This is a genomic window from Pseudomonas coleopterorum (genome assembly GCF_900105555.1).
Classification (GTDB): Bacteria; Pseudomonadota; Gammaproteobacteria; order Pseudomonadales; family Pseudomonadaceae; genus Aquipseudomonas; species Aquipseudomonas coleopterorum.
In genome coordinates, this window is record NZ_FNTZ01000001.1 from 1,329,726 (window position 1) to 1,355,210 (window position 25,485).

The following is a 25,485-nucleotide window of genomic DNA, read 5'->3' on the forward strand; positions in this document are numbered from 1 at the left end:
CTTGTGGGAGCGGGCTCTGCCCGCGAAGAGGCCCCATCTGACACTCCCCAGACAAACCCTGGCACGCAACCTGCTTCCACCCAGACAAGTCCCCGGTGCTCAACGACGATCACCCCACCGGACACCCTCATTTCGACGATCAGGCAAAGGCGCCTGGAGCATTCGCTCCAGGCGTTTTTTTTTGCCCGATGGTCAAGACACCGCAACGTGCCAGGAGATACCCATGAACGCGCTCGTGAACCTCAAGCCCCGGCAGAAACTCATCGTCGTCGGCAACGGCATGGTGGGGCATCACTGTGTCGAGCAGTTGATCGAGCGCAGCGCGGTCGATCGCTACGAGATCCACGTCTTCGGCGAAGAGCGCCAGCGGGCGTATGACCGGGTGCACCTTTCCGAATACTTCGGCGGCTCGTGTGCCGAAACCCTGGCCCTGGGCGACGCCCAGTTGTACGGCAGGCACGGCGTCACCTTGCACCTGAGCCAGCCGGTGATCGAGATCGACCGTCAGGCCCGCGAAGTGGTCACCGCCAACGGGCGGCATGCCTACGACATACTGGTACTGGCCACCGGTTCGTTCCCGTTCGTGCCACCGATTCCGGGCTGTGAGGGCAACGCGCGGCTGGTCTATCGCACCCTGGATGATCTGGACGCGATCCGCGCCGCAGCGGTCGGGGCGCGCCGTGGCGTGGTGGTCGGCGGCGGGCTGCTGGGCCTGGAAGCGGCCAACGCCTTGAAGTCGCTGGGGCTGGAAGCGCACGTGGTCGAGTTCGCTTCGCGGCTGATGCCGGTGCAGCTGGACGCCGAAGGAGGCGCGGCGTTGCGCGCGCGTATCGAAGCCCTGGGGGTAGGCGTGCACACCTCGCGCGCCACGCAGAACGTGGAGGCCGGCGAGACCCATCGTTATCGGATGAATTTCGACGGCGGCGAATGCCTGGAAACCGACCTGATCGTGTTCTCGGCCGGTATCCGCCCTCAAGACGCATTGGGCCGCGCCAGCGGGCTGGAGATCGCGGCCCGTGGCGGTATCGTCATCGACCCGCACTGCCGCACCAGCGACCCGGCGGTGTATGCGATCGGCGAGTGCGCCTCCTGGAACGGCAGCATCTTCGGTCTGGTAGCGCCCGGTTACAGCATGGCCCGCAACATCGCCTGCGAATTGGCCGGGGAAACGCCGGTGGCGTTCAGCGGCGCCGACATGTCCACCAAGCTCAAGCTGCTCGGGGTCGACGTGGGTTCCATCGGCGACGCCCATGCCAGCACGCCAGGCGCCAAGAGCTACCGTTTCATCGACGAAGCCAACGCCAGCTACCGGCGCCTGGTGGTGGACGCCAGCGGTAAACGGGTTCTCGGCGCCGTGCTGGTCGGCGACAACAGCTACTACGACACCCTGCTGCAATACGCGCAGAACGGCATCGCCCTGCCGGCCGACCCGTCGACGTTGATCCTGCCGCTGTCCGACGGCGCACCGGTTCTGGGCGCCGACGCGCTGCCCGACACGGCCATGATCTGCTCCTGCCACAACGTCAGCAAAGGTGCGATCTGTTCCGCCATCGACGGCGGTTGCGGCGACCTCTCGGCGCTCAAGTCGCAGACCAAGGCCTGCACCGGCTGTGGCGGCTGCGCCGCGCTGCTCAAGCAGGTCTTCGAGCATGAACTGACGGCCCGTGGCGTGACGGTCGACAAGAGCCTGTGCGAGCACTTCGCCTACACCCGCGCCGAGCTGTACGCGCTGGCCCGTGTCGAAGGCATCGCCAGCTTCGAGGACATGCTCGCCCGCCACGGACGCGGTGCGGTGGGCTGCGACGTGTGCAAGCCCACCGTCGGCAACATCCTCGCCTCGTGCTGGAACCAGCCGATCATGGACCCCTCGCTGGTGCCGCTGCAGGACACCAACGACACCTTCATGGCCAACATGCAGAAGAACGGCACCTACTCGGTGGTGCCGCGCATTCCCGGCGGTGAGATCACCCCGGACAAGCTCATCGCCATTGGCGTGGTGGCTAAGAAATACGACCTCTACACCAAGATCACCGGTGGCCAGCGCATCGACCTGTTCGGCGCACAGTTGCACGAGCTGCCGGAGATCTGGAGTGAACTGATCGAAGCGGGCTTCGAAACCGGGCATGCCTACGGCAAGTCGACCCGCACCGTGAAGTCCTGCGTGGGCAGCACCTGGTGTCGTTACGGCGTGCAGGACAGCGTGGCCATGGCCCTGCGCATCGAGGACCGCTACAAGGGCCTGCGCTCGCCGCACAAGCTCAAGTTCGCGGTATCGGGCTGCACCCGCGAGTGCGCCGAGGCGCAGAGCAAGGACATCGGCGTGATCGCTACGGAAAAGGGCTGGAACCTGTACGTCTGCGGCAACGGTGGCATGCGGCCGCGTCACGCCGAGCTGTTTGCCACCGACCTGGATGACGAGCAACTTATCCGCTACATCGACCGCGTGTTGATGTTCTACATCCGCACCGCCGACAAGCTGCAGCGCACCTCGGTGTGGCGCGAAAATCTGGAAGGCGGCCTGGAATTCCTCAAGCAGGTGGTCCTGGAAGACAGCCTGGGCGTGGGCGCCGAACTCGAAGCGCAGATGCAGCGGGTGGTCGATCACTATGAATGCGAATGGGCCAACGCCCTGAAGGATCCGGAAAAGCTCAAGCGCTTCCGCACCTTCGTCAATGACAAGCGCGCGGACCCCGGCGTGCAGTTCGTCAAGGAACGCGGCCAGCGCCGCCCCGCCCATGCGGGCGATGTCGTGACGTTGATCCCGGTGGTCGAGGAGGTGGTGTGATGCAGGCAATCGAAGCTGTGCAGGCGATGACCTGGCAAGCGGTGTGCGAGCGGTCGGACCTGATCGCCAATTCCGGTGTGGTGGTGTGGCTGGACGGTGAGCAGATCGCATTGTTCTACCTGCCCGGAGCGGGCGAGGGCAGGGTGCTGCACGCCATCGACAACCACGACCCGCGCTCGGGCGCCAACGTGCTGGGCCGCGGAATCGTCGGGTACCTGCAAGGGGAGTTGGTGGTGGCGGCGCCGCTGTACAAGCAGCATTACTGCTTCAGCGACGGGCGCTGCCTGGAGGCGCCGGATCAGCATGTCAGGGTCTGGCCGGTGCGCTTGAATGGGGATCGGGTGGAGATTGGCAGGATGTAGGTAGGTCTTGCTGGCCTCTTCGCGGGCAGAGGGCTTGCCGCCCGCCCCGCTCCCACAATGGTCCGGCGTACGCACATTAATGTGGGAGCGGGCTCTGCCCGCGAAGAGGCCCTCACTACCAAAGCAAACCCCAAGGCCACTGCTCCCATAAGAAAGCTCGATGTGCAGGGGCCCTCACTACCAAAGCAAACCCCAAGGCCCAATGCTACGATTGGCGCCATGAACCTCGACAGCCGCATCAAATTCCGCCACCTGCTGTGCTTTCTCGAAATTGCCCGTCAGGGTAGCTTCGCCAAGGCCGCCGATACCTTGTCCATCAGCCAGCCGGCGATTTCCAAGACCCTCAAGGAACTCGAAGACCTGCTGCAGACCCGCCTGTTCGAGCGCGACAAGAGCGGGGTCGAGCTGACGGCCGCAGGCGTACGCTTCATGCGCTACGCCGGCCCCTGCGTGCAGGCCCTGCGCGACGGCGTCAGCAGCCTGCGCGGCGAGCCGCACGAAGCGCCCCAGGTGCGCATCGGTGTGCTGTCCACCGTCGAAAGCCAGTTATTGCCCGAAGTGCTCTGCCGCCTGCACGCGCGCCACGCCGCGCTGGTCGTCAGCGTCGCGACCGGCCCGGGGGCGTACCTGCTGGCGCAACTGCACGTGGGCGAACTGGACCTGGTGATCGGCCGCATGACCGACAGCCCGCAGATCCAGGGCCTGTCGTTCGAGCACCTGTACAGCGAGTCGATGACCCTGGTGGTACGCCCGGGCCATCCGCTGCTCGAAGTGCGCCCGTTGGACGCCGAACAGGTCGGCGCCTGCCCGTGGGTGCTGCCGCTGGCTGGGACGACCATCCGCAAGCACGCCGACAGCTTGTTCGTGCAGTGCGCGATCACCCCGTCTGCGCAACGTCTGGAAACGCTTTCGCCGACCCTCAGTCGGCGCTACGTTGCCAGCAGCGATGCCATCTGGGTCGCGCCACGCGATGCGGTGCAACGCGACATCGCCACCGGCCAGTTGTACGAACTGGATCTGGGCGTGCACGAGCCGGGCGGCTCGGTGGGCATCTGCCGCAACGCCGCGCTGCCGCTGTCGATGCCGGCGCAATGGTTGTGTGAGGTGGTGCGTGAAGTGGCTGCGCAGTATGAGCAGTCCTCCACCTTCCCATGACACATCTTTCATACAGCCGCTGCCAAGCCACTTTCCTTTTGCTGGCCTGAACTTATCGGCTTTTTGCCTCTCTCATGCCGGTAGCCATTGGTCGTGGCCGCCTGATAAGCTCGCGGCCTCACTCGATTGCCCTTATGGCGCATGAACAAGGAAATAGCATGAAACAGCATCGGTTGGCGGCGGCAGTTGCCTTGGTCACCCTGGTCCTCGCAGGTTGCGATTCCCAGACCAGCGTCGAGCTCAAAACCCCGGCGCAAAAAGCTTCCTACGGTATCGGCCTGAACATGGGCAAGAGCCTGGCTCAGGAAGGTATGGACGATCTCGATTCCAAGGCCGTCGCCCTGGGTATTGAAGACGCCGTCGGCAAGAAAGAGCAGAAGATCAAGGACGATGAGCTGGTCGCAGCTTTCGCCGATCTGCAGAAACGCGCTGAAGAACGCATGACCAAGATGAACGCCGAGGCCCAGACCGCCGGCAAGAAGTTCCTCGAGGAAAACGGCAAGAAAGACGGCGTGGTCACCACCGCTTCGGGCCTGCAGTACCAGGTCATCAAGAAGGCCGACGGCGCCCAACCCAAGCCGACCGACGTGGTCACCGTCCATTACGAAGGCAAGCTGATCGACGGCAAGGTCTTCGACAGCTCCATCGAGCGCGGCGCCCCGATCGATCTGCCGGTCAGCGGCGTGATTCCAGGCTGGGTCGAAGGCCTGCAACTGATGCACGTCGGCGAGAAGGTCAAGCTGTTCATCCCGGCCGATCTGGCCTACGGCGCCCAGAGCCCGAGCCCGACCATTCCGGCCAACTCGGTGCTGGTGTTCGACCTTGAGCTGATCGCCATCAAGGACGCTGCCAAGGCTGCTGCCGACGCTGCTGCCGAAACCGACGATGCCGAAGTCGAAGAAGCCGCACCCGCCAAGTAAGCGCTATTGCTGCGAAGCGTCACGGCTTGATGAAACGCCCCGTCTCGACGGGGCGTTTTCGTTTGAACCGGGCCTTGGCCAATGGGTCTGAGATGAAGCTGCGTTAGCCGTTTTCGCAACACTGCGTCAAGAATTTTCGTGGCTTTTTTGTGTGAGTAAAAAACGCCCGATTTGACCTCAGCCCTTGAAAACCGGGCGGGTCAGGCGCGAAAAGCGGCTCTGTTCACAAGGTTATCCACAAATACTGTGGATAACCTGAAACCACCATTCGGCACCGGAGGGCTCATGAAGGCACCTTGGAATTTCACCCGTTTTCTGCCCATTGCCGAACGCATCCTGAGTCGGGGCCGCCTGCCGGCCTTGATCTTCGCCGTGGCGCGCAAGGGCAAGGGCTATCGGCTGGGCGCCCTGAAGGAAGACGTGCAACTGCTCCAGGCCCTGTGCCTGGCCTACTGGCGGGGCGAGTACCGCAACATCAGCCCAAAGGCGTTGCTGTCCATCGTCGCTGGACTGGTCTACTTCGTCAGCCCCATCGATGCCATTCCCGACTGGCTGTTGGGCGTCGGCATGCTGGACGACATCGCGGTGCTGGCCTGGGTCATGAAAACCCTGTCCGGCGAGCTGGACACCTTCCGCGCCTGGCGCGAGCGGCAGTCTCCGGAGAAGCTGCGGGTCGTCGAACGCCTGCCGGCTTCGGAGCAGGAGCTGGAGCTGGAAAAATCCCACCGCTGATACAGCTGCCGGCTTCGGTGCGCAGTTAACGCCCCGAAGTCGGCGATCCCCTGTTAACATCCCCGCATTACGCTTGCATCATCCGATGTAGGCAGCCATCGTGCGGGAGGATGCAATGGGGGTTCAGGTGATAAGCCGTGACGGCCAGCCGGAATACGCGGTGGTGCCATGGGCCGAGTATCAACGGCTTCTGGCTGCCGCCGCAGGCAGCTCGGTCGAGCAGTCTTCAGACACCGAAGCGTCCAGCGAACCAGCCGCTCCGGCCGCTCACGTCCCGCCTCCCAGCTTCCAGCGCCTGCGCGAATTGCGCGAGACCCAGGGCGTGCCTCTGGACAGCCTGGCCCGCGCGGTCGGCATCAGTCCTTCCTACCTGTCGATGATCGAAACCGGCGAGCGCGAGCCCGATGCTGCCATCCGCCGCAGCCTTGCCTGGGAATTGGGGGTGCCGGGCTGGAGCGGCGAGTCGTGAGCGTGCGCATCAGTCGGCAGCAATGGGAGGGCCTGCTGAGCGAGCTCGACGTTGCGCGGCACCAGCGCCACTTGCTCACCTACCGCGCGCTGCTCGAACGTCTGGCATTGCCCACGCCTGCCATGCAGACCCTCACGGCGGCGCTGGAATACCTGGCCATGCTCGATGCCCGCGCCGACCAACCGTTGCGCAGCTCGCTGGTGATCAGCCAGGGCGCGAGCCGGCTGCCGCGTCCCGGCTTTTTCGAGTGCGTTGAAAAGCTCGGGCGCTTCTCCGGTCCATCGGATGGCGTGGCGGCTGCCGCCTGGCACGCCTCGGAAGTGGTGCGCGTGTTCGAGTATGCGTACCCGTCCAGCACGGCGGTCTAGGCCGGCCCGGTGATCAGTCTGAGTACGTCGATCAGTCGCCCCAGGCCCAGGTATCGCCCACCCTGAATGATCATGAAGTCCTCTTCGATCCGTTGCCGGGCACGTCCGGTCAGTAGGCGGCTGACCTGTTGCAGGGACTGCTTGATGTCGACCGCGAGGAAATCACTGCTCATCAGTCGGCTGATCGGCTTGCGCGCGAGCAGGTCGGCGGCGAAGGGCTCGAACAGCGCATCCGACAGTGCGCGCCGATGGACGATGCCACAGGGGCGGCCCTCGTCGTCGACCACGGCCAGGGTGTTCAGGTCGGCCTGCAGGCGGAAGGCTTCCAGCACCTGCCGGGTCGAAGTATCGCGCTGCACCGCGGCTTGTTCGATGATCAGCGCGGACAGGTCGCTGCCGTCTCCGCCCAGGGGAGGGTGACTGTCTTCCAGATCAGGAATCAGCGCCCGGGCATCCCGTGGCGGCTGCTCCTGAGGACGGCAGAGCAGATAGCCCTGGACCAGGTCGACGCCCATCTCGATGAGCACCAGCAACTCCTCCTCCAGCTCGATGCCCTCGGCGATCACCTGGGCTTTGGAGGCCTTGGCGATCTGCAGGATGGAGCCGACGAACTCACGCTTGAGGGCGTCCTGGTGAATGCCATCGATGAAGTGACGGTCGATCTTCACGTAGTCCGGGCGCAATTCCGACCACAGGCGCAGACTCGAATAGCCTGCTCCCAAGTCGTCCAGGGCAATGGAAAACCCCATGGCGCGGTAATGATGCAGCGCGTTGAACAGCAGTTGAAAATCGTCGGTGGGGGTTTGTTCGGTGAGTTCGATGACCACTTGGTTCGGGCTGATGCCGTAGCGTTGCAACAACTGCAAGGTGCGGCCGTTTTCGTGCAGCGGTTCGAGCAGCGACTCGGGCGACACGTTGAGAAACAGCTTGCCGTCCAGGCGCTGTTCGCTGAAGCGGCGGCAGGCGGTGTCGCGGCACATCATCTCCAGCTCGTTGAGCCGCCCGGCCTGGCGGGCGACGGCGAACAGATTGATCGGCGAGTGCAGCGGGCTGTTCGACGGCCCTCGACTCAATGCCTCGAAGCCCAGGATCTGTCGTTGGGACAGTGACACGATCGGCTGGAACAAGCTGTGCACACCGCCTTGGGCCAGAATGGTGTCCAGGGCGCTGAGCTGTTCAATGACGGTCATCGGTACGCTACCTTGCTGAAGGTCGTGCTGGCCGATGCTCGAAACAGGTTGAAAGCACCGGGCCAGACGCAAAAAAAGACCCGCTGCTCACGCAGCGGGTCCCTATTTCACGACAGCTTCATTTCGGTTTGATGACGCAGGTGTCACGTTGCAGTCATTACTTCCGTGGATCAGTGCTTGGCCACAGACGTATTGAGTTTCAGGTAGTCGAGCAGGATGCGCCCGGTCTCTGCCAGGTAAGCGTCGTCTTCCGGTTTGGTCTTGTCCGGATCGGCGCCCAGTGCGTCTTCGTCTTCCTTCTTCAGCTCTTTGAGCGGCTCTTCGCCCTTGGCCTTGCGACGGGTGTTTTCCAACGCCAGTTGCTTGGCTTCGATGTCGCTGTGCTGGGCACGACGATCGGCCTCGTTCAGGCTCACGGTCTTCTCTTTCATCAACTGCTCGGCCAGGGCCAGGCGATCGCGGATGTAGATGAATTCCGGATCCTTGACGGTGCGCGCGTCATGATCTGCGGTCAGCTTGGCCAGGTACGGCTTGAACGGATCGCTGGCCGGCTTGATGGCCGGGCGGATGGTGTCCCACGGCATCGCTTCGGGCAGGGCGCTCTCGCCGATCTCCTTGGTGTCGATGATCGACGGGTAGGCGATGTCCGGCAGCACGCCCTGATGCTGGGTGCTCTGTCCGGAAACCCGGTAGAACTTGGCCAGGGTCAGCTTGAGCTCGCCGTGGTTGAGCGGCTGGATGGTCTGCACCGTGCCCTTGCCGAAGGTCTGTCCGCCCACGATCAGAGCGCGGTGATAATCCTGCATGGCACCGGCGAAAATCTCCGAGGCCGAAGCGGACAGACGGTTGACCAGCAGCGCCAGCGGGCCTTTGTAGAACGCGCCGGGGTTTTCGTCCTCGAGCACGTCGACACGGCCATCGGCGTTGCGCACCAGCACGGTCGGGCCTTTCTCGATGAACAGGCTGGTCAGTTCGGTGGCTTCCTGCAGGGAGCCGCCGCCGTTGTTGCGCAGGTCAATGACCACACCGTCGACTTTTTCCTTCTGCAGCTCGGTGAGCAGCTTGCGCACATCGCGGGTGGTCGACTTGTAGTCCGGGTCACCGGCGCGGAACGCCTTGAAGTCCAGGTAGAAGGCTGGAATCTCGATCACGCCCAGCTTGTAGTCGCGGCCGTTTTCCTTGAGGTTGAGGATCGACTTCTTCGCCGCCTGCTCTTCGAGCTTGACCGCTTCGCGGGTGATCGAGACGATCTTGCTGGTCTGATCGTTGGGCGCATTGGTGTGCGGAATCACTTCAAGGCGCACGGTGGAGCCTTTCGGGCCGCGAATCAGCTTGACCACTTCATCCAGGCGCCAGCCGACCACGTCGACCATTTCCTTGTCGCCCTGGGCGACGCCGATGATCTTGTCGGCGGGGGCGACCTGCTTGGTCTTGTCGGCCGGACCGGCAGGGACCAGGCGCACGATCTTGACCTGATCGTTGTCGCTTTGCAGGACCGCACCGATGCCTTCGAGCGACAGGCTCATGTTGATGTCGAAGTTTTCCGCGTTGTCCGGGGACAGGTAGTTGGTGTGCGGGTCGTAGGACTGGGCGAAGGTATTGATGTACGCCTGGAAGATGTCCTCGGCGCGGGTCTGGTCGAGGCGGGCAAGCTGGTTCTTGTAGCGCTTGGACAGGGTTTCCTGAATCTGCGCGGCGTCTTTTCCGGCGATCTTCTGGCGTAGCACTTCATCCTTCACGCGCTTGCGCCACAGATCGTCCAGCTCCGCTTCGTTCTTCAGCCAAGGGGCGTCCTTGCGGTCGACCAGCAGGGTTTCCTTGGTGGTGAAGTCGAACTTGTCGACGCCCTTGTTCAGTTCAGCCAGGGCAAAGTCCAGACGGGCCTTGACCCGATCCAGATAGCGCTTGTAGATGACGAAGCCGGGATCCAGGTTGCCGTTCTTCAGGAAGTCGTCGAACTGAGTCTTCCATTTATCGAACTCGGCGATGTCGGCCGCCGTGAAATAGCTGCGCGAGGGATCAAGCAGCTTGATGTAGCTGTCATAGATGATGACCGAGCGCGCATCGTTGAGCGGCGGCTTGCTGTAATGATGGCGCTTGAGCAGCTCGACCACATTGAGGCTGGCCACCACTTCGTCGCGATCCGGCTGAAGTTTGTCCCAGCTGTTGGCGGCCAAGGTATTGGCGGACATCGACAAGCTGCCGAGGCCGATACACAGCGCCAGGGCACTGCCGGGAATGAAATGCTTCATGCTGATTCGACGTGGGGGCAATTGATCACGCATATTAGGCCGTCTTTGAATTCGCCGGTTCCGTTGAAGCCGGACGCATAATGCGAAAAGCCCGGCGCCAAGGCGTCGGGCTCAGTCATGACTCAACTATGGAGGCACCGTGAAGGCATTGCAAGGCGTGGAAGGACATGTGGAGTGGAGCGAACGGCCGAGCCCGACGTGTGACGTAGGTCAAGTGAAGATTCGCGTCGCCGCGGCCGGTCTCAACCGGGCCGATTTGATGCAACGTGCCGGCCTGTACCCGCCGCCACCGGGCGCCAGCGATATTCTGGGCCTTGAGTGTGCAGGCGTCATCAGCGAGGTCGGCGTCGGTTCGTCCTGGCAGGTTGGTGACAGGGTGTGCACGTTGCTGGCTGGGGGCGGCATGGCCGAGGAGGTGGTGGTCGATGGCCGTCACGTGCTGCCCGTGCCCGAGGGGCTGAGCCTGCACGAGGCCGCAGGCATCGTCGAGGTCTACGCGACGGTGTGGCTGAACCTGTTCCAGCTGGCCGATCTGCAACCGGGCGAGAAGGTCCTGCTGCATGCTGGCGCCAGCGGCATCGGCTCGGCGGCGATCCAGCTGTGCAAGGCATTCGGCAACCCCACCTGGGTCAGCGTCGGCTCCGCCGAGCGCCTGGCCTACTGCGAAGCATTGGGTGCCCAGGGCGGTGTGGTGCGGGGTGACGGCCTGGAAGGGTTGAAGGACCTGGGCCCGTTCGATGTGATCCTCGACCCGGTGGGCGCCAACTACAGCGAGCTGAACCTGGACGTGGTGGCGCTGGATGGACGCTGGGTGATGATCGGCCTGATGGGCGGCCGCCAGGCGCAGTTCGACCTAGCCAAGGTGCTGAGCAAGCGCGTGCGCTTGCAGGGTTCGACCTTGCGCAGCCGTGACGATGCATTCAAGGCCGACCTGCTCAGTGACCTGGGCCAGCAGGTATGGCCATTGTTCACCGAAGGGCGCTTGAAGTCGCAGTTGGCCAAGACGTTCCCGATCGCCGACGCCGAGGCGGCGTTCGAAGCGCTGGCAAGCAATCAGATTTCAGGGAAGGTGGTGCTGGTGATCGACGAAACCCTGAGCTGAGCCCAGGGCTGTCGTTGGGCGAAATCCGTGACCGGCTGCGAACGAGCGGCCACGGGTTTCGCCATGGCGGCAATCAGCGCATTTCAGGCAGACGCGCTTCGCTCTTCACTTCGGTCAGCGCCACGGCTTCGGCCGGCAGCACGACGCGGGTCTTGGCCAGCAGCTCACCCATGTTGGAGAGCACGCGATACATCGAGTATTCCTCGGTGTAGCGGACTTCGGCGTAGCGGGTGTTGGCGGTGTACAGCTCGTTTTCACTGTCGAGCACGTCGAGCAGGGTCCGCTGGCCGAGACCGAACTGGTCCTGATAGGCCGCACGCACGCGCGTGGTGGTTTCGGCGTATTCGCGGGCATACGGGATTTGCGTGCCGGCGTTTTTCATCGCGTTCCACGACAGCGCCAGGTTTTCGTTCAACTGACGCAGGGCGTTGTTGCGGATGTCCATGGCCTGGTTGATGCGGTGCGCGTCGCCCTGCAGGCGCGCCTTGTCGCTGCCGCCGCGGTACAGGTTGTAGCTCATGCTCACGCCTGCACGCCAGTCGGTGTTGTTGTGACCGCGCTCGCCGGACAGGTTGTTGTTGGCACCGGTGGCCAGTTCCGCGTCGACCCGTGGGTAGAACGCGGACTTGGCGCCTTCATACTGGCTCTCGGCAGCCTGCACGTCGGCCTGGGCCGATTTGAGGTACGGGTTGTTTTCCATCATGGACTGGCGCGCGGCGTTCAGGTCGCCTGGCAGTTCACCACGGATCGAAGGCAGGGGTTCCAGCTCGTCGGGCATACGGCCCACGGCGCTGAAGAACGCAGCTTCGGCATCGGCCAGGTTGACCTGGGCGGTGTTGTAGTTGTTCTCAGCCAGGGCGCGACGGGCGCGCGACTGATCGACGTCCGCCGTGCTGCCGACGCCGCGCTCGCTGCGCAGGCCGATCTGGTCGTTGACGCGCAAGTGCGCTTGCAGGTTGTTCTTGGCCAGGGTCACCAATTCGCGGTTGCGCAGTACATCCAGGTACACCTGAACGGCGCGCAGGGCCAGGTCCTGGGCGGTGGCCTGAACGTAGTAGGCACGGGACGTAGCAGTGGAGCGAGTCCGGCTGATTTCGCTGGAAGCGCTGGAACCGTCGAACAGCATCTGGCGCAGACGCAGTTCCGACTGGGTGTAGTTCAGCGTTTCCTTGTTGTGGTCACCACGGGCGCGGGTGTTCAGGTTGTCCGAACGCTCGCGCCCGTAGCCGGCAACGAAATCAACGCTGGGGCGGTAGGCGCCCTGGGCGATTTTCGTGTCCTCATCCGCGGCCAGGCGACTGTTGATGTTGGATGCCAGCTCAGGATGGTTATCCACGGTGCTCTGGATCGCCTGGGTGAGTGACATGGCTTGCGCGTGCGAGCACGCCATGGCCAACAAGATCGCGCTGCAGATGGGGGTGAAAACGCGCATTCGGGTGCTTCTCCGTTATGTTTGAAGTCAGGCATACGCCAGAATGTTGGCGAACAACTTGGTTAAAAGTCCGTTTAAGGTTTGTGATAGGCGCAATCGAGGCACCGAGGGCAGCGCTTTCAACGGAATTTTCACATGATATAGAGCAAAAAATAGTTATGCCATCATTCCTTGCGATGATGGCAAATAGATTTCATAGCGCCTGAGGAGCAAGCGGGGAGCGGGGTTGCGTGGGGTGTAAGGCTTAGGGCCAGCGTTTTGGGGGGTGGCAGGCTGCGCCAAAGCTAAGGCGGGAAGCTGGAGTCAAAATAGTGACGGAAAACTGTCACTTTCAGGCGCCTGTATCACCGTTGATCCAGACTTATATTAAAGATTAGCTAATTGATTTAATTAAGGTTTTGTCACGGCATGACCATTCGTCGCCAATGACCGGAGTCATCTGCGTGTTTTCTGCAAAGCGATATAAACAGTGACTGCCAGCCCCACAGCTATCATCAGCACGCGTAGCCATGGCAATGGCACCAGCCAGCACGACACGGCGATACTGATCCACATCGAACCGATGGCCAGCACCTTGGCTTTCAAGGGGATGCCTTCGCCGTCCAGATAGGCTTTGAGCAAAGGCCCCAGCCGTGGATGGCCAAGCAGCCAGGCATGGAAGCGCGGCGAGCTTCGTGCGAAACACGCAGCCGCCAGCAGCAGGAATGGGGTGGTGGGCATGATCGGCAGGAAGATGCCGATGACGCCCAGGCAGACGCTTGCGCAACCAATGCCCAGCAGCAGGTAGCGCAGCCAGGCTGGCCGGGCTTGAGCCACGGCCGTTGCTTAGTGATGGCGCGGCTTGAGAATCGCCGGCTTTTCATCCGGGGCGTTGCACAACAGGTAGAGGGCCGTCAGCGCCTCGGGGATCTGCACGATCATGTCGTCCATCAGATTAGCGTCGGCGGCGATGTCGGAGAACTCCGGCTGCTCGTCGAACAGGCCGGAACCGACCATGATCGGCAGGAGCATTTCGCTGACTTCGTCCTCGGCGGTTTCGAACCAGGCGGCTTCGCGCAGGAACACGCCTTCCATGAAACCGATGCACCAGCCGCGCAGGTCGGAATCGTCCGGCTCATCGCCCAGATCGAGATCGCATGGCAGCTCGAATTCTTCGTCGCTGGCCAACTGGCGAGCGATGTGCGCCTTGAGCTGGATGAGCGTGCCTTCGATCTCTTCACGCTGGGCATCATCGCTGTAATGAGGCGGCTCGGCGAACAGGGCATCGATCCATTCACGCTCCGGAACTTCTTCGGAGCAGATCGACAGGGCGGTCAGGTAGCCATGGGCGGCGACGTAGTCCAGCGCCTCGTCATGCAGCTCATCGGCGTCGAGGAAGGCTTGCAGGCGGGTCAGTTGCTCGGCGAAGGACATTAACAGGTTACCTTGGAAGACTATGCGGATAGTGAATTCTAGGCCTTGTTAGGCCTTGTGCGCCACCCAAGGGGTGAAATGGCAGGATGTCCGGCTGCCGCGCGACGCTGCAGGCACTGGGGTATACTGCCGCGGTCTTTCGCTCAGGCCCCGAATCCACGGGGTGGTAACTCGCGCTTACGCAATGGCGGATGCAGCGAAAGCGGTTTTCATCCAGCCTGTGCGGCCCGGGTGGTTTTACGATTTCTGGAGTGACCCATGCTCGAACAGGCTCAACGCGTTCTTAAGGACATCTTCGGCTACGACAGCTTCCGCGGTCGCCAGGGTGCCATTATCGAGCGTGTGGCCCGCGGTGGCGATGCCTTGGTATTGATGCCCACCGGCGGCGGCAAATCGCTGTGCTTTCAGGTGCCGGCGCTGTTGCGCGACGGCCTGGCGGTGGTGGTCTCGCCGCTGATCGCCCTGATGGACGACCAGGTCGCCACCCTCGAGGAGCTCGGGGTGGCCGCCGCCGCGCTCAATTCCACGCTCAGTACCGACGAGCAGCGCGAGCTGGCCGCGCGCATTCGTCGCGGTGAAATAAAGATGCTGTACCTGGCGCCCGAGCGTCTGGTGCAGCCGCGCATGCTGGATTTCCTCCGTGGCCTGGACATTGCCCTGTTCGCCATTGACGAGGCCCACTGCGTTTCCCAATGGGGCCACGATTTCCGTCCCGAATACCTGCAACTGGGCCAGTTGGCCGAACAGTTCCCCCACGTGCCGCGGATCGCCCTGACCGCCACCGCCGACAAGCGCACCCGTGAAGAGATCGTCACCCGTCTGCATCTGCAGGATGCCGAGCGTTTTCTTTCCAGCTTCGACCGGCCCAACATCTTCTACCGCATCGTGCCCAAGGAAAGCCCGCGCAAACAGTTGCTGGCATTCCTCGCCGAGCGGCGCAGCGACGCCGGCATCGTCTATTGCCTGTCACGCAAGAAAGTCGACGAGGTCGCCGCCTTCCTGTGCGAGAACAACTTTCCAGCGCTGCCGTACCACGCCGGCCTGCCGGCGGCGACGCGCGCTGCCAACCAGAAGCGCTTCCTCAACGAGGAAGGCTTGATCATGGTCGCCACCATCGCCTTCGGCATGGGCATCGACAAGCCCAACGTGCGTTTCGTGGCGCACATGGACCTGCCCAAGTCGCTGGAGGCCTACTACCAGGAAACCGGTCGCGCCGGCCGCGATGGTCTGCCGGCCGATGCCTGGATGGCCTACGGGCTGCAGGATGTGCTGATGCTCAAGCAGATGCTGCAGAATTCCGAAGGCGACGAGCGGCACAAGCGTCTGGAGCATCACAAGCTCGACGCCATGCTGGCGTTGTGCGAAGAAACCCGCTGCCGTCGGCAGGCGCTGCTGGCCTATTTCGACGAAGACATGCCCCAGCCCTGCGGTCACTGCGACAACTGTGTCGACGGCGTGCAGACCTGGGACGCCACCGAGCCGGCCCGTCAGGCGCTGTCGGCGATCTACCGCACCGGGCAGCGCTATGGCGTTGGCCATCTGGTGGACGTGCTGCTGGGCAAGGACACCGAGAAGGTGCGCAGTTTCGGCCACGACAAACTGGCGGTGTTCGGTGTCGGCAAGGGCCGCTCGGAAGGAGAGTGGCGTTCCCTGTATCGCCAGGTGGTCGCGCGCGGCCTGGCCGACATCGACCTGGAAGGCTATGGCGGTCTGCGCCTGAGCGACAGCTGCCGCCCGCTGCTGCGTGGCGAGGTGACGCTTGCGCTGCGCAAGGAGCTCAAGCCGCAGACGTCCTCCACCCGTGGCAGCGGCTCGGCCAGCCCGGCCAGCCAGCTGGTGCGCGGCGAAGAGCGCGAACAGTGGGAAGCGCTGCGTACCTTGCGCCGCAACCTGGCCCAGGAGCATGCGGTACCGCCCTATGTCATCTTCCCTGACTCGACCTTGCTGGAAATGCTCCGCAGCCAGCCGACCAGCATGGCCGAAATGGGCCGGGTCAGCGGCGTTGGCGCACGCAAGCTGGAGCGCTACGGCGAAGCCTTCCTGCAGGTTCTGGCCGGTACGGGCGGCGGAGAAGCGCCACGCGAGGTGGCCGATATCCGCCACGAGCTCATCAGCCTGGCCCGTGCGGGCATGACGCCGCTGCAGATCGCCGGCCAGTTACAGTGCAGTGAGAAGAATGTCTACAGCCTGCTCGCCGAAGCGATTGGCCAACAGCAACTGTCGCTGGAGCAGGCGCTGGACCTTCCCGAAGAATTGATGAGCGAAGTACAGGACGCCTTTCTCGACGTCGAGGGGGAATTGCCCGCTGTCGCCGAGATTGCAGGGCAATTCGCCGGTCGTGTGCCCGAAGGCGTGCTGTATTGCGTACGCGCAGCGTTGCAGTCCGAATTCGAAGTGTGAACGAGGCTGCCACTGGGCATGAGTCTTGCCTGTGGGCTAAGGTCATGATTAGCTGACTAATCATCAGCTCCGGCCTTCGCGCAGGCGCTGCTTGTGCGAGGCTGTTTTTTCAAGAGAGATCTATGCCGTTAACTGATCAACATCGCTTCGGAATGCAGCTGGCGCACATGTCCCGTGGGTGGCGGGCCGAACTGGACCGCCGGCTGGCCGGATTGGGATTGTCGCAGGCCCGTTGGCTGGTGCTGCTGCACCTGGCGCGGTTCGACGAACCTCCGACCCAGCGCGAGCTGGCCCAGAGCGTAGGCGTCGAGGGGCCGACCCTGGCCCGGCTGCTGGACAGCCTCGAAGCTCAGGGCCTGGTCGAGCGCCAGGCCGTGGTCGAAGACCGCCGCGCCAAGAAGCTCATGCTCTGCCCGCCGGCACGGCCACTCATCGAGCAGATCGAAACCATCGCCAACGCCTTGCGTGTCGAACTGTTCACGGGCGTCGACGAAGAAGAATTGAGCACCGCCATGCGGGTACACAGCCGCATCCTGGCGAATCTGGAAAAGAAATCCTGAAGTCAACGGGCCGTCATCCGCTTGGAGCAAGCGGGTTGCACAGGCTATAAAGTTATTGGATGTCGGTCTTCAAGGGATTCCCATGCAAGTGCGTATACCGTCGCGTTCAAGGTTCGCCTCACTTCGTCTGCTGGCACCGGTATGGGCCTTGGCGCTGTGCTATTCCACGGCCGCGTCGGCCCTGGGCCTGGGCGAGCTGACCCTGCGCTCGTCGCTCAACCAGCCGTTTCGCGCCGACATCGCCCTGCTCGACACGGCCGGGTTGGAACAGGACGACATCAGTGCCAGTCTGGCGACAGCCGAAGAGTTCGCCAGGGTGGGGGTGGAACGCAGCTTCTTCCTCAACGACCTGAAGTTCACGCCCGATTTCAGCGGTGGCCGCAAGGTCATTCACGTCAGCTCCAGCAAGGTGGTCACCGAGCCGTTCATGAGTTTCGTGATCCAGGTCGGTCGGCCAAACGGGCAGTTGTTGCGGGCCTTCACGGTGTTGCTCGATCCGCCGGGCATGGGCCCGGGCCTGGCCGACCGCGCGCCGCAGCGTACGCCGGTGGCACAAGCGAACACCCAGCGGCCCGCTGAAGCGCCGGCCAAGCCCCGCACCTCGAGTCAGCCTGCGAACGAGCCGGCCAGGCAGGCATCTGCCAAGGCCGCTGCGCCGGCGCCTTCGCAGGATGCGGCGCAACTGGCAGCGGCTGCGCTGGAAAACCAGCAACTGCAAAAGAATTTCGACGACGTGCAGGCGCGCCTGCAGAGCCTTGAGGCGCAGGTGGCCGACAAGGACAAGGAGGTCGCCCAGTTGCAGGCGCGGTTGGCTGAAACGCCGCCTGCATCTTCCTCCGCTGTCGTACCCGGGACTGCAACCGCGACCCCTGCGCCCGTAGCGTCGCCAGCACCTGCTGCACAGGTCTCGGCGCCTGCTCCGGTCGCCACGCCAGCGCCCACGACCGCAGAAGACAGTAGCGGTTGGCTGAATATCCTGGCGCTGGTGGCTGCCTTGCTGCTGATCATCGCGCTATTGCTGCTGTTGCGTCGCCAGCGGCAACGCAAGTCGGCGGCATCGCTTGCGGCTTTCGAACCGGTGCTGACCCAGCCGGTGCAGCCTGCGCCGCTGGTCGCTGCCGCAGCACCCACGGTAGTGGAAGCCGCGCCGCCCAAGCGCGCCGAGCCTGCGCCGGTGCCACGCCGGGAAGCCCCGACGGCCACCGACGCCCTGGACGGCGCAAGCATCTATATCGCCTACGGGCGCTTCAATGAGGCCTTGGGCATTCTGCGCGACGGTCTGGCCAGGCAGCCGGAGCGCACCGATCTGCGCGTGCGCATGCTCGAAGTGCTCGGCCAGCAGGGCAATGCCAAGGGCTTTGCCGAACAGGAGGCCCTGCTGCTTTCGGCGGGTTTCAACCCACAGACGCTGAGCGAGATACGCGGCCGCTTCCCAAACCTCCAATCTGCTCTGGCACCTTCTTCGCCAGCCGCCACGGCCCCTGCCAGTCTGGCGCCCGCAGCCACGGCGGCAGTTCTGGCCACCACTGCCGCCGCTGCCGCCCCTGTGCACTCCGAGCCCCAGCCCGCGCCTGCGCCCGAATCTGCTCCGGAAGCCGACTTCGATTTGTCCGATTTCGATCTGGATGCACTCGACACCCCGGCCGAAGCCGCGCCAACGACGCAGCAGGACGGTGAATTCCAGCTCAACCTGGATGACCTGTCCATGGATGCCGACTGGGCGCTGGTCAGCCCCTTCGGTGACACGCCGGCGCCCAAAAGCAAGCCGGCTGCCGTGCCCATGGCCAAAGAGGCAATGGACCCGGAGTTCACCAGCAACCTCAAGGAACTGCCGGAAGTCTTCGAGATGCCCGAGGAGCAGTTTCTCAGCGATTTCGCCGAAGTCGAAGAGCTCCCGCCAATCGAAGAGCCCCAGACCGAGGACGTCCCGGCCGGCAAGAGTCAGGAAGACATCGACAACGAATTCCTCGACAGCTTCATCGCCGACAGCGATCTGCCCGAGCTGGATGCCCTGACCGTCGATTTCGATGACCTGGAACAGCAGCACGCGTCGGCGCAGAAACTCGATCAGGCCCAGCAGTTGTTCGACGAGGGCGATGCAGGCGAAGCCAGCGCCTTGCTGCACGAACTGCTGGAGGACGGCGACGAGTCCAGCAAACAGGCGGCACGCCAGTTGCTGGCGCGGATGGGTGAGGCATGAGCGAGGTCGCCGTCGCCAAGCCCCAGGTGGTGATCACCTACTGCACCCAGTGCCAGTGGTTGCTGCGTGCCGCGTGGCTGGCTCAGGAACTGCTCAGCACCTTCGGCGAGGACCTAGGCCAGGTCGCCCTGGCGCCGGCCAGTGGGGGCACCTTTCACATCACCTGTGACGGCGTGCAGGTCTGGGAGCGCAAGGCCGACGGTGGTTTCCCCGAAGCCAAGGTGCTCAAGCAACGCATTCGCGACCTGATCGATCCGGCCCGTGACCTTGGCCACAACGAGCCTGCGCGCCCCGCTTCCTAGAACCTGCCGGGCCGGCCTCGATCAGTGCCGCCAGAACGCCGGCATGCACAGGATCAGCACGGTGATGATTTCCAGTCGGCCCAGCAGCATGCCCACGGCCAGTATCCACTTCGCCGCGTCGGGGAGGGTGGCGAAGTTGCCGGCCGGGCCGATCACCTCGCCCAGGCCGGGACCGACGCCGGAGACCGTGCTGGCGGCCCCGGTGAGTGCAGTCATCCAGTCCAGGCCCAGCAGCGACAGCGCCAGCGCGATGATGCCGACGGTGAAGCCGAAGAAGAACGAGAAGGTCAGGATCGATCGCACGATCTCCTCGTCCAGGCGATGGCCGTTGTACTTCTGCTTGATCACTGCGCGCGGATGGATCAACTGATTGAGGTTGGATTTGAGCAGGATGTAGGCGACCTGAAAACGGAAGATCTTGATCCCGCCTGCCGTGGAGCCCGAGCAGCCGCCGATGAAGCCCAGGTAGAAGAACAGCATCAGGGAAAAGTTGCCCCACAGGCTGTAGTCGCCCAGGGCGAAGCCCGTGGTGGTGACCACCGAGGTGACGTTCAGCGCCACGTGGCGGAACGCCGTCCACCACGGCAGTTCGGTGGTGGCCCAGTACCAGGTGCCCAGCACCAGCCAGGTGACCACCAACAGGATCAGCATGCCCTGCACCTGCTGATCGCGCAGCAGGGCCTGGCGGTTGCCGCGCAGGGTCGAGACGTAGAGGGCGAAGGGCAGGCTGCCCAGGATCATCACCACGATGGCCACCCAGTGCACGGCCGGTTGCTGCCATTTGCCCAGGGACAGGTCGGAGGTCGAGAAACCGCCGGTGGAGATCGCCGACATCGCATGGTTGACCGCATCGAACGGGCTCATCCCCGCCAGCCAGAAGCCCAGGGTGCCCAGCGCGGTGAAGCCGACATACACCAGCACGATGAACTTGGCGACCATGTGCGAGCGCGGCATGACCTTTTCCGAGCGATCGCTGGATTCGGTCTGGAACAGGCGCATCCCACCGATGCGCAACAGCGGCAGGATCGCCACGGCCATGCCGATGAAGCCGATGCCGCCGAGCCAGTGCAGCATCGAACGCCACATGAGGATGCCGGGGGACATTTCGTCCAGGTGACTGAGCACCGTCGAGCCGGTGGCGGTGATCCCCGACATGCTTTCGAAGAAGGCGTCGGTGTAGCTGATGTGGTTGGTCAGCAAAAAGGGCAGGGCGGCGAACACGCAGACCACTACCCAGCTGCTGACCGTCAGCAGGTACATGTCGCGCGGCCGCAGGTTGACGTTGTCGGGGCGTCCCGGCAGTACCAGCATCAGGCCGGCAACGAAGGTGATCAGGCTGGCCCATAGAAACGACTGGATGTCTTCGGTGCGCTCGAACACCACCAGCGTGCCCATGGGCACGACCATGCTCACGGCCAGGGTGATCAGGAAGATGCCGATAATGAAACCGATGATGCGCAGGGTCGGCAACGCCATGGGGTCAGCTCTGGCCATGAAGGAAAGGGCCGCCATTCTACCTGCGGGCCACAGCATGTAAACCCGGCAGGCGGAGGCCGCTTGGGTCTAGAATAGCGGCTTATCGTTCCACAGGAGGTTGCCCATGGAGGCGCTCGAGGTTTTGCTCAATCGTGTTTCCGCTCCCCGGCTCATGGCGCCTGCGCCAAGCGCTGCGCAGCGTGAAGTGCTGTTCCAGGCCGCGCTGCGCGCGCCCGACCACGGCCAGCTGCGGCCGTGGCGCTTTCTCACCGTCGAGGGGGAGGGCCTGCAGCGGCTGGGCGAAGTACTGGCCGAGGCCGCCGCGCTCAACCCCGAGGCCGGCGAGGCAGCGCTGGAAAAAGCCCGCAACATGCCCTTGCGCGCGCCGCTGGTCGTGGTTGTGATCGCTCGCCTGCAGGAGCATCGCAAGGTGCCACAGAGCGAGCAACTGCTGGCGGCCGGCTGCGCCGCTCACGGCATTCTGCTTGCGGCCAACGCTCAGGGGCTGGGTGGCGTCTGGCGTACCGGCGAGCTGTCCTACGCGCCTTATGTCGCGGACAAGCTGGGCCTGAGCGAAGGCGAGCAGATCATCGGCTTCCTGTACCTGGGCACGCCTGCGCGCGAACTGCGCGAAGCGCCTGCCCTGGCTACCGCCGACTTCGTGCAGGCGTGGGGCGCCTGATCGTACTCGGCTAGGCCACCACCACCGGCACCGGTGGCAAGTCCAGGGTCGCGATCAGGCCGCCCTGGGCATGGTTTTCCAGGTGCAGACTGCCGCCATGCCGTTCGGCGGCGCGGCGGGCTATGGCCAGACCCAGGCCATGGCCCGCCGCGGTCTGCCCTGGCGCGCGAAAGAACGGCTCGCTCAGGCGCGCCAGATGTTCCTCCGCCACGCCCGGGCCGTGATCGCGGACGCTGATGCGCACCCGGCCATCCACCTGTTGCGCCGACAGCACGACCGGCAACGGCCCGGGGTTGAAGCGCAGGGCGTTGCGCAGCAGGTTGTCCACGGCCCGTTCGATCATGGTCGGCCAGCCCTGCAACGCCAGGTGCGGGGCAATGTCCAGTTCGATGGATTGCTCCGGCACGGCCACCAGCGCATCCTTGCGTACGGCGTGCAGCAGGGCTGGCAGATCCACGTCTTCGGCGGTGGCCTGTTCCGCATCGACCCGCGCCAGCACGAGAATCTCGCTGATCAACGCTTCCAGACGATCGCACTCGCGGGTCAGGCGCGGCCACAGCAGGTCGCGCTGAGCGGGCTCGGCGCGTTCCGCCAAGGCCAGGGCGATGCGCAGCCGAGCCAGGGGCGAGCGCAGTTCGTGGGACACGTCGCGCAACAGCTGGCGCTGGCTGCCGATCAGGCTCTGCAGGCGTGAGCCCATGCGGTTGAAGTCGCGCGCCAGCACACCGAATTCGTCACGACGACTGGCCAGCTGCGCCAGGCTGTTCTGCTGGTAGGTGGTCTGTCCCAGTTCATGCACGGCGCCGCGCAGCCGGCTCAGCGGGCGGGTGATCGACAGGGTGACCATCAGGCTGAACAGCGTCAGCACGACTAGCGCGATCACCAGTGCGCTGATGGGCATGAGCAGGGAGTCGCGATGCCAGGACTCGAGCTCGGGGTGAGGGATGCGGTAGATCAGCAGGTACGTGTCGCCCGTGGTGGGGCTGGTGTATTCCGCTGTCAGGCGTCGCCATGGCAGGTCGCGGTCGTTGTCGTTGTGGCGCGCCTCGAAGGCTTCGGCGCGCCGGGGGAAGGTTCCTGGCACGACCGCTTCGCCAGCCTCGTTGAGCACCTGGGTGTCGATGCGATAGCGCCGCTTGCGTTGTTCGAGCAGTTCCTGGGCAGCTTCGCCACCCTTGCTCTCATAGCGCTCCACCCAGTCCTGGGCGAAATGCTTGACCGCCGGGTGGCGACTGAGGATCCAGGTGTCCTGGTTCAACATGTGGCCCAGCAGCACCGAGAGGCCGGCTACCAGGGCTATGGCCAGCCAGAAGCTGGCCAGGATGCGCCAGAACAGTGAACGCAAGGCAAATTCCTCAATGGACGAAGCCCGGCACGCGTGAGCGTACCGGGCTGGGGGCGTGCGCCGATATTACTGGGTTTTCTTGCCTTGCTGGGCTTTCCAGGCCTGGAATTCGGCCCATTCGGCGCGGCGCTGGTCCTCTTTCTTCTTCATTTCGTCGAACTGCTTCTGCTGCTCGGGCTTGAGCACGGCACGTACATCGGCCTGGGCCTTGTCGTGGTTGGCCTTGATTTCATCTTCCATGGCCTTGCGATCGGCCGCTGGCAGCTTGTCCAGGTACTTCTTGGTGATCTCGCGCTGTTGATGGCGTTCTTCGCCCATCAGCTTGCCGACCTGGGTGCGTTGCTCGTGGGTCAGGTCGAGCTGGGCGAACGGCTCACCGCCACGAGGGCCTGGGCCGCCTTTGCCTGGGCCTGGGCCGAAACCCTCGGGGCCGCCTTGGGGCATGGCCATGGCCAGGGTCGGCAGGGTAGCGGCGAACAGCATTGCGAGGGTGGTCTTGCGCATGGTGAATCTCCTGTCTGGTTCCCGGTCGTTACCGGATGTGGCCAGTTTAGGGAGATCAAGGTCAGGCGCGGTCAAGGCCGCGTAAAGCTTGTGTAAAGGGATGACGCGGTCGTTACTGACAAATCCCGGCGCGTTCAGGCGCCAAAGTGGACGGCGCGATCGGTGCGATGCGCCGACCGGCTACTGCGCATAGAAATAGCCACGGCTGCGCAGCGCCATGATCCGCGGACGGCCGTCGGCGTGGGGGCCGATCTTCTTGCGCAGGTTGCTGACGTGCATGTCCAGGCTTCGGTCATAGAGGGTGAGCTTGCGGCCCAGGGCGATCTGCGCCAGCTCCTGCTTGTCCAGTGGCTCGCCTGGCTGGCGCATGAGCGCTTCGAGCAGGCGGCTTTCGGAAACGGTCAGGTTGATATCGTGCTGATCGATACTGACCACGCCGCGAGCCGGGCTGAAGCACAGGTCGCCTAGTTCCATCTGCCCCGCCACCGCCACCGGGTGGCTGCGGCGCAGGACCGCACGCAGGCGAGCCGTCAGCTCCCGTGGATCGCAGGGTTTGGCCAGGTAATCGTCGGCGCCCAGCTCCAGGCCCAGGATGCGATCCAGCGGTTCGCCGCGCGCCGAGAGCATCAGCACCGGCAGGTCAGGGTGTTCGCTGCGCAGCTGCTTGAGCAGCTCCAGGCCGCTGCCGTCGGGCAGCATCACGTCGAGCACCACGGCCGCCGGTGCCAGCTCGGCGAGGGCCTTGCGTGCGCTGCTGCCATCATGGCAGGCCCTGACCTGGAAACCTTCCTGGCTCAACCAGCTGTTCAGCAGATCGCACAGCTCGACGTCGTCGTCGATCAGTAACAGGTCGCTCATCTAAACCTTCATTCAGGCGCAGGCAGGGTCTGCTTGAAAGGTTTGACCAGCACGTCCTGGTAGACCCCGGCGGCCACGAACGGGTCGGCGCCAGCCCAGGTCTGGGCTTCGTCCAGTGACTCGAAGTGGGCAACGATGAGGCTGCCGCTGAACCCGCTTTCGCCGGGATCATTGCTGTCGATGGCTGGATGTGGACCGGCCAGGACCAGACGGCCGGCGGCTTCCAGCTGCTTCAGACGCTCCAGGTGCTCGGGCCGTGCGGCCAGGCGTTTTTCCAGGGAGTTGGGCGTGTCGGTGGCAATGATGGCGTAGAGCATGTCAATCCTCGGTTTTCGGTGTTGTACGATCGGAATCATGCAGGTGACGGGACAGGTAGATGCCCTGGCCCACCAGGAACAGCAAGGTCATGGCCAGGCTGCCGAACACTTTGAAGTCGACCCAGAATTGCTCGAAGGTAAATGCCACGAACAGGTTGGCAGCGCCGCAGAACAGGAAGAAGACCACCCACGCCACGTTGAGTTTCGCCCAGATCGGGTCGGGCAGGGTCAAGGCATGGCCCATCATGCGCTTTATCAGCAGTTGCTTGCCGATGAAATGACTGCCGGCGAACGCCAGGGCGAACAGCCAGTTGACCACCGGTGCCTTCCATTTGAGGAAGGTTTCGCTATGGAAGGCCAAGGTCAGGGTGCCGAACACCAGGCAGGCGATCAGGGTCAACCACTGGCCTTTTTCCAGCTTGCGCTGCTTGATGAACAGCAGACCGTAGACCACCACCGAGCTGGCGATCAGCACTTTGGTGGCACTGAAAATGCCGCCCAGTTCAAAGCTGTAACCGGCCAGGTCGACCATGTGCGGGTCGGTCTTGTAGACGATGAGGAAAAGGAGCAGCGGGATGAAATCGATCAATTGTTTCACAATGGCAGCCAGAAGCAGGATGTGACGGCATAATAACAAACATCAATGACTGCGAAAGCGCCA

General features: G+C 63.8%; 23 protein-coding genes and 1 pseudogene. 13 read left to right on the forward strand and 11 right to left on the reverse strand.

Features of this window, described 5'->3' with window-relative positions; all coding sequences use genetic code 11:
* Positions 1 to 223 precede the first annotated feature (223 nt).
* From nirB to BLV18_RS05950, 7 genes are all read left to right on the forward strand, one after another.
* Positions 224 to 2,785: a nitrite reductase large subunit NirB gene (nirB, locus tag BLV18_RS05920; protein ID WP_090356961.1), complete on the forward strand. Its 2,562-nt coding sequence runs from the start codon at positions 224 to 226 to the stop codon at positions 2,783 to 2,785.
* A complete protein-coding gene (gene nirD, locus BLV18_RS05925; protein ID WP_090356963.1) occupies positions 2,785 to 3,147 on the forward strand; it encodes a nitrite reductase small subunit NirD in 363 nt (120 codons plus the stop codon). The genes nirB and nirD overlap by 1 nt, the downstream gene beginning before the upstream one ends.
* Before the next feature lie 219 nt (positions 3,148 to 3,366).
* Positions 3,367 to 4,302, forward strand: coding sequence for a pca operon transcription factor PcaQ (gene pcaQ / locus BLV18_RS05930; protein WP_090356965.1), 936 nt, complete (start codon positions 3,367 to 3,369; stop codon positions 4,300 to 4,302).
* Positions 4,303 to 4,460: 158 nt separating this feature from the next.
* Entirely contained in the window at positions 4,461 to 5,222 is a 762-nt protein-coding gene (gene bamJ / locus BLV18_RS05935) for a BamJ family beta-barrel-assembly machinery protein (RefSeq protein WP_049861054.1), read from the forward strand.
* 285 nt (positions 5,223 to 5,507) lie between these two features.
* The gene (locus BLV18_RS05940) at positions 5,508 to 5,954 is read left to right on the forward strand and encodes a YkvA family protein (protein ID WP_049861053.1); all 447 of its coding nucleotides are present in this window, start codon (positions 5,508 to 5,510) and stop codon (positions 5,952 to 5,954) included.
* Positions 5,955 to 6,069: 115 nt separating this feature from the next.
* Positions 6,070 to 6,423, forward strand: coding sequence for a helix-turn-helix domain-containing protein (locus tag BLV18_RS05945; protein WP_090356967.1), 354 nt, complete (start codon positions 6,070 to 6,072; stop codon positions 6,421 to 6,423).
* The gene (locus BLV18_RS05950) at positions 6,420 to 6,791 is read left to right on the forward strand and encodes a hypothetical protein (RefSeq protein WP_049861051.1); all 372 of its coding nucleotides are present in this window, start codon (positions 6,420 to 6,422) and stop codon (positions 6,789 to 6,791) included. Before BLV18_RS05945 ends, BLV18_RS05950 begins: the two co-directional genes overlap by 4 nt.
* Positions 6,792 to 6,799: 8 nt before the next feature.
* Here the strand turns inward: BLV18_RS05950 and BLV18_RS05955 are convergent.
* Positions 6,800 to 7,981, reverse strand: a pseudogene (locus BLV18_RS05955) (EAL domain-containing protein); the annotation flags it as partial.
* Between the two features lie 170 nt (positions 7,982 to 8,151).
* Positions 8,152 to 10,233, reverse strand: coding sequence for a carboxy terminal-processing peptidase (locus tag BLV18_RS05960; protein ID WP_204951010.1), 2,082 nt, complete (start codon positions 10,231 to 10,233; stop codon positions 8,152 to 8,154).
* A gap of 139 nt (positions 10,234 to 10,372) precedes the next feature.
* Here BLV18_RS05960 and BLV18_RS05965 point away from each other — a divergent pair, with 139 nt between their 5' ends.
* Positions 10,373 to 11,335: a zinc-binding dehydrogenase gene (locus tag BLV18_RS05965; RefSeq protein ID WP_090356973.1), complete on the forward strand. Its 963-nt coding sequence runs from the start codon at positions 10,373 to 10,375 to the stop codon at positions 11,333 to 11,335.
* Positions 11,336 to 11,408: 73 nt separating this feature from the next.
* On the opposite strand, the gene BLV18_RS05970 is transcribed toward BLV18_RS05965, so the two are convergent.
* From BLV18_RS05970 to BLV18_RS05980, 3 genes are all read right to left on the reverse strand, one after another.
* Positions 11,409 to 12,767, reverse strand: a complete 1,359-nt coding sequence (locus tag BLV18_RS05970) for a TolC family outer membrane protein (RefSeq protein WP_049861048.1) — start codon at positions 12,765 to 12,767, stop codon at positions 11,409 to 11,411.
* 435 nt (positions 12,768 to 13,202) lie between these two features.
* Positions 13,203 to 13,583: a YbaN family protein gene (locus tag BLV18_RS05975; protein WP_090356975.1), complete on the reverse strand. Its 381-nt coding sequence runs from the start codon at positions 13,581 to 13,583 to the stop codon at positions 13,203 to 13,205.
* 9 nt (positions 13,584 to 13,592) lie between these two features.
* The gene (locus tag BLV18_RS05980) at positions 13,593 to 14,180 is read right to left on the reverse strand and encodes a UPF0149 family protein (protein ID WP_090356978.1); all 588 of its coding nucleotides are present in this window, start codon (positions 14,178 to 14,180) and stop codon (positions 13,593 to 13,595) included.
* 258 nt (positions 14,181 to 14,438) lie between these two features.
* Between BLV18_RS05980 and recQ the strand changes: the two genes are divergently transcribed.
* From recQ to BLV18_RS06000, 4 genes are all read left to right on the forward strand, one after another.
* Positions 14,439 to 16,580 (forward strand): DNA helicase RecQ, encoded by a 2,142-nt coding sequence (gene recQ, locus BLV18_RS05985; protein ID WP_090356980.1) that lies wholly within the window; start codon positions 14,439 to 14,441, stop codon positions 16,578 to 16,580.
* Positions 16,581 to 16,702: 122 nt separating this feature from the next.
* Complete coding sequence (locus BLV18_RS05990; protein ID WP_049861044.1) at positions 16,703 to 17,140, forward strand: MarR family transcriptional regulator; 438 nt, start codon at positions 16,703 to 16,705, stop codon at positions 17,138 to 17,140.
* 82 nt (positions 17,141 to 17,222) lie between these two features.
* Positions 17,223 to 19,340, forward strand: coding sequence for a FimV/HubP family polar landmark protein (locus BLV18_RS05995; RefSeq protein WP_090356982.1), 2,118 nt, complete (start codon positions 17,223 to 17,225; stop codon positions 19,338 to 19,340).
* A complete protein-coding gene (locus BLV18_RS06000) occupies positions 19,337 to 19,642 on the forward strand; it encodes an Rdx family protein (protein ID WP_090356985.1) in 306 nt (101 codons plus the stop codon). Before BLV18_RS05995 ends, BLV18_RS06000 begins: the two co-directional genes overlap by 4 nt.
* Before the next feature lie 21 nt (positions 19,643 to 19,663).
* Here the strand turns inward: BLV18_RS06000 and BLV18_RS06005 are convergent, their stop codons facing one another.
* A complete protein-coding gene (locus BLV18_RS06005; protein ID WP_049861041.1) occupies positions 19,664 to 21,118 on the reverse strand; it encodes a TrkH family potassium uptake protein in 1,455 nt (484 codons plus the stop codon).
* 124 nt (positions 21,119 to 21,242) lie between these two features.
* Between BLV18_RS06005 and BLV18_RS06010 the strand changes: the two genes are divergently transcribed.
* Complete coding sequence (locus BLV18_RS06010) at positions 21,243 to 21,800, forward strand: NAD(P)H nitroreductase (RefSeq protein ID WP_090356988.1); 558 nt, start codon at positions 21,243 to 21,245, stop codon at positions 21,798 to 21,800.
* Positions 21,801 to 21,810: 10 nt separating this feature from the next.
* Here BLV18_RS06010 and BLV18_RS06015 read toward each other — a convergent pair whose 3' ends face one another.
* The 5 genes from BLV18_RS06015 to BLV18_RS06035 all read right to left on the reverse strand — a co-directional run bounded on the left by BLV18_RS06015 (position 21,811) and on the right by BLV18_RS06035 (position 25,422).
* A complete protein-coding gene (locus BLV18_RS06015; protein WP_090356989.1) occupies positions 21,811 to 23,145 on the reverse strand; it encodes a sensor histidine kinase in 1,335 nt (444 codons plus the stop codon).
* A gap of 66 nt (positions 23,146 to 23,211) precedes the next feature.
* Positions 23,212 to 23,649, reverse strand: coding sequence for a Spy/CpxP family protein refolding chaperone (locus BLV18_RS06020; protein ID WP_056843255.1), 438 nt, complete (start codon positions 23,647 to 23,649; stop codon positions 23,212 to 23,214).
* Positions 23,650 to 23,829: 180 nt separating this feature from the next.
* Entirely contained in the window at positions 23,830 to 24,507 is a 678-nt protein-coding gene (locus BLV18_RS06025; protein ID WP_090356992.1) for a response regulator transcription factor, read from the reverse strand.
* A gap of 8 nt (positions 24,508 to 24,515) precedes the next feature.
* Positions 24,516 to 24,824, reverse strand: a complete 309-nt coding sequence (locus tag BLV18_RS06030) for a YciI family protein (protein WP_049861036.1) — start codon at positions 24,822 to 24,824, stop codon at positions 24,516 to 24,518.
* A 1-nt stretch (position 24,825) separates the two neighbouring features.
* A complete protein-coding gene (locus BLV18_RS06035) occupies positions 24,826 to 25,422 on the reverse strand; it encodes a septation protein A (protein ID WP_049861035.1) in 597 nt (198 codons plus the stop codon).
* Positions 25,423 to 25,485: the final 63 nt, after the last annotated feature.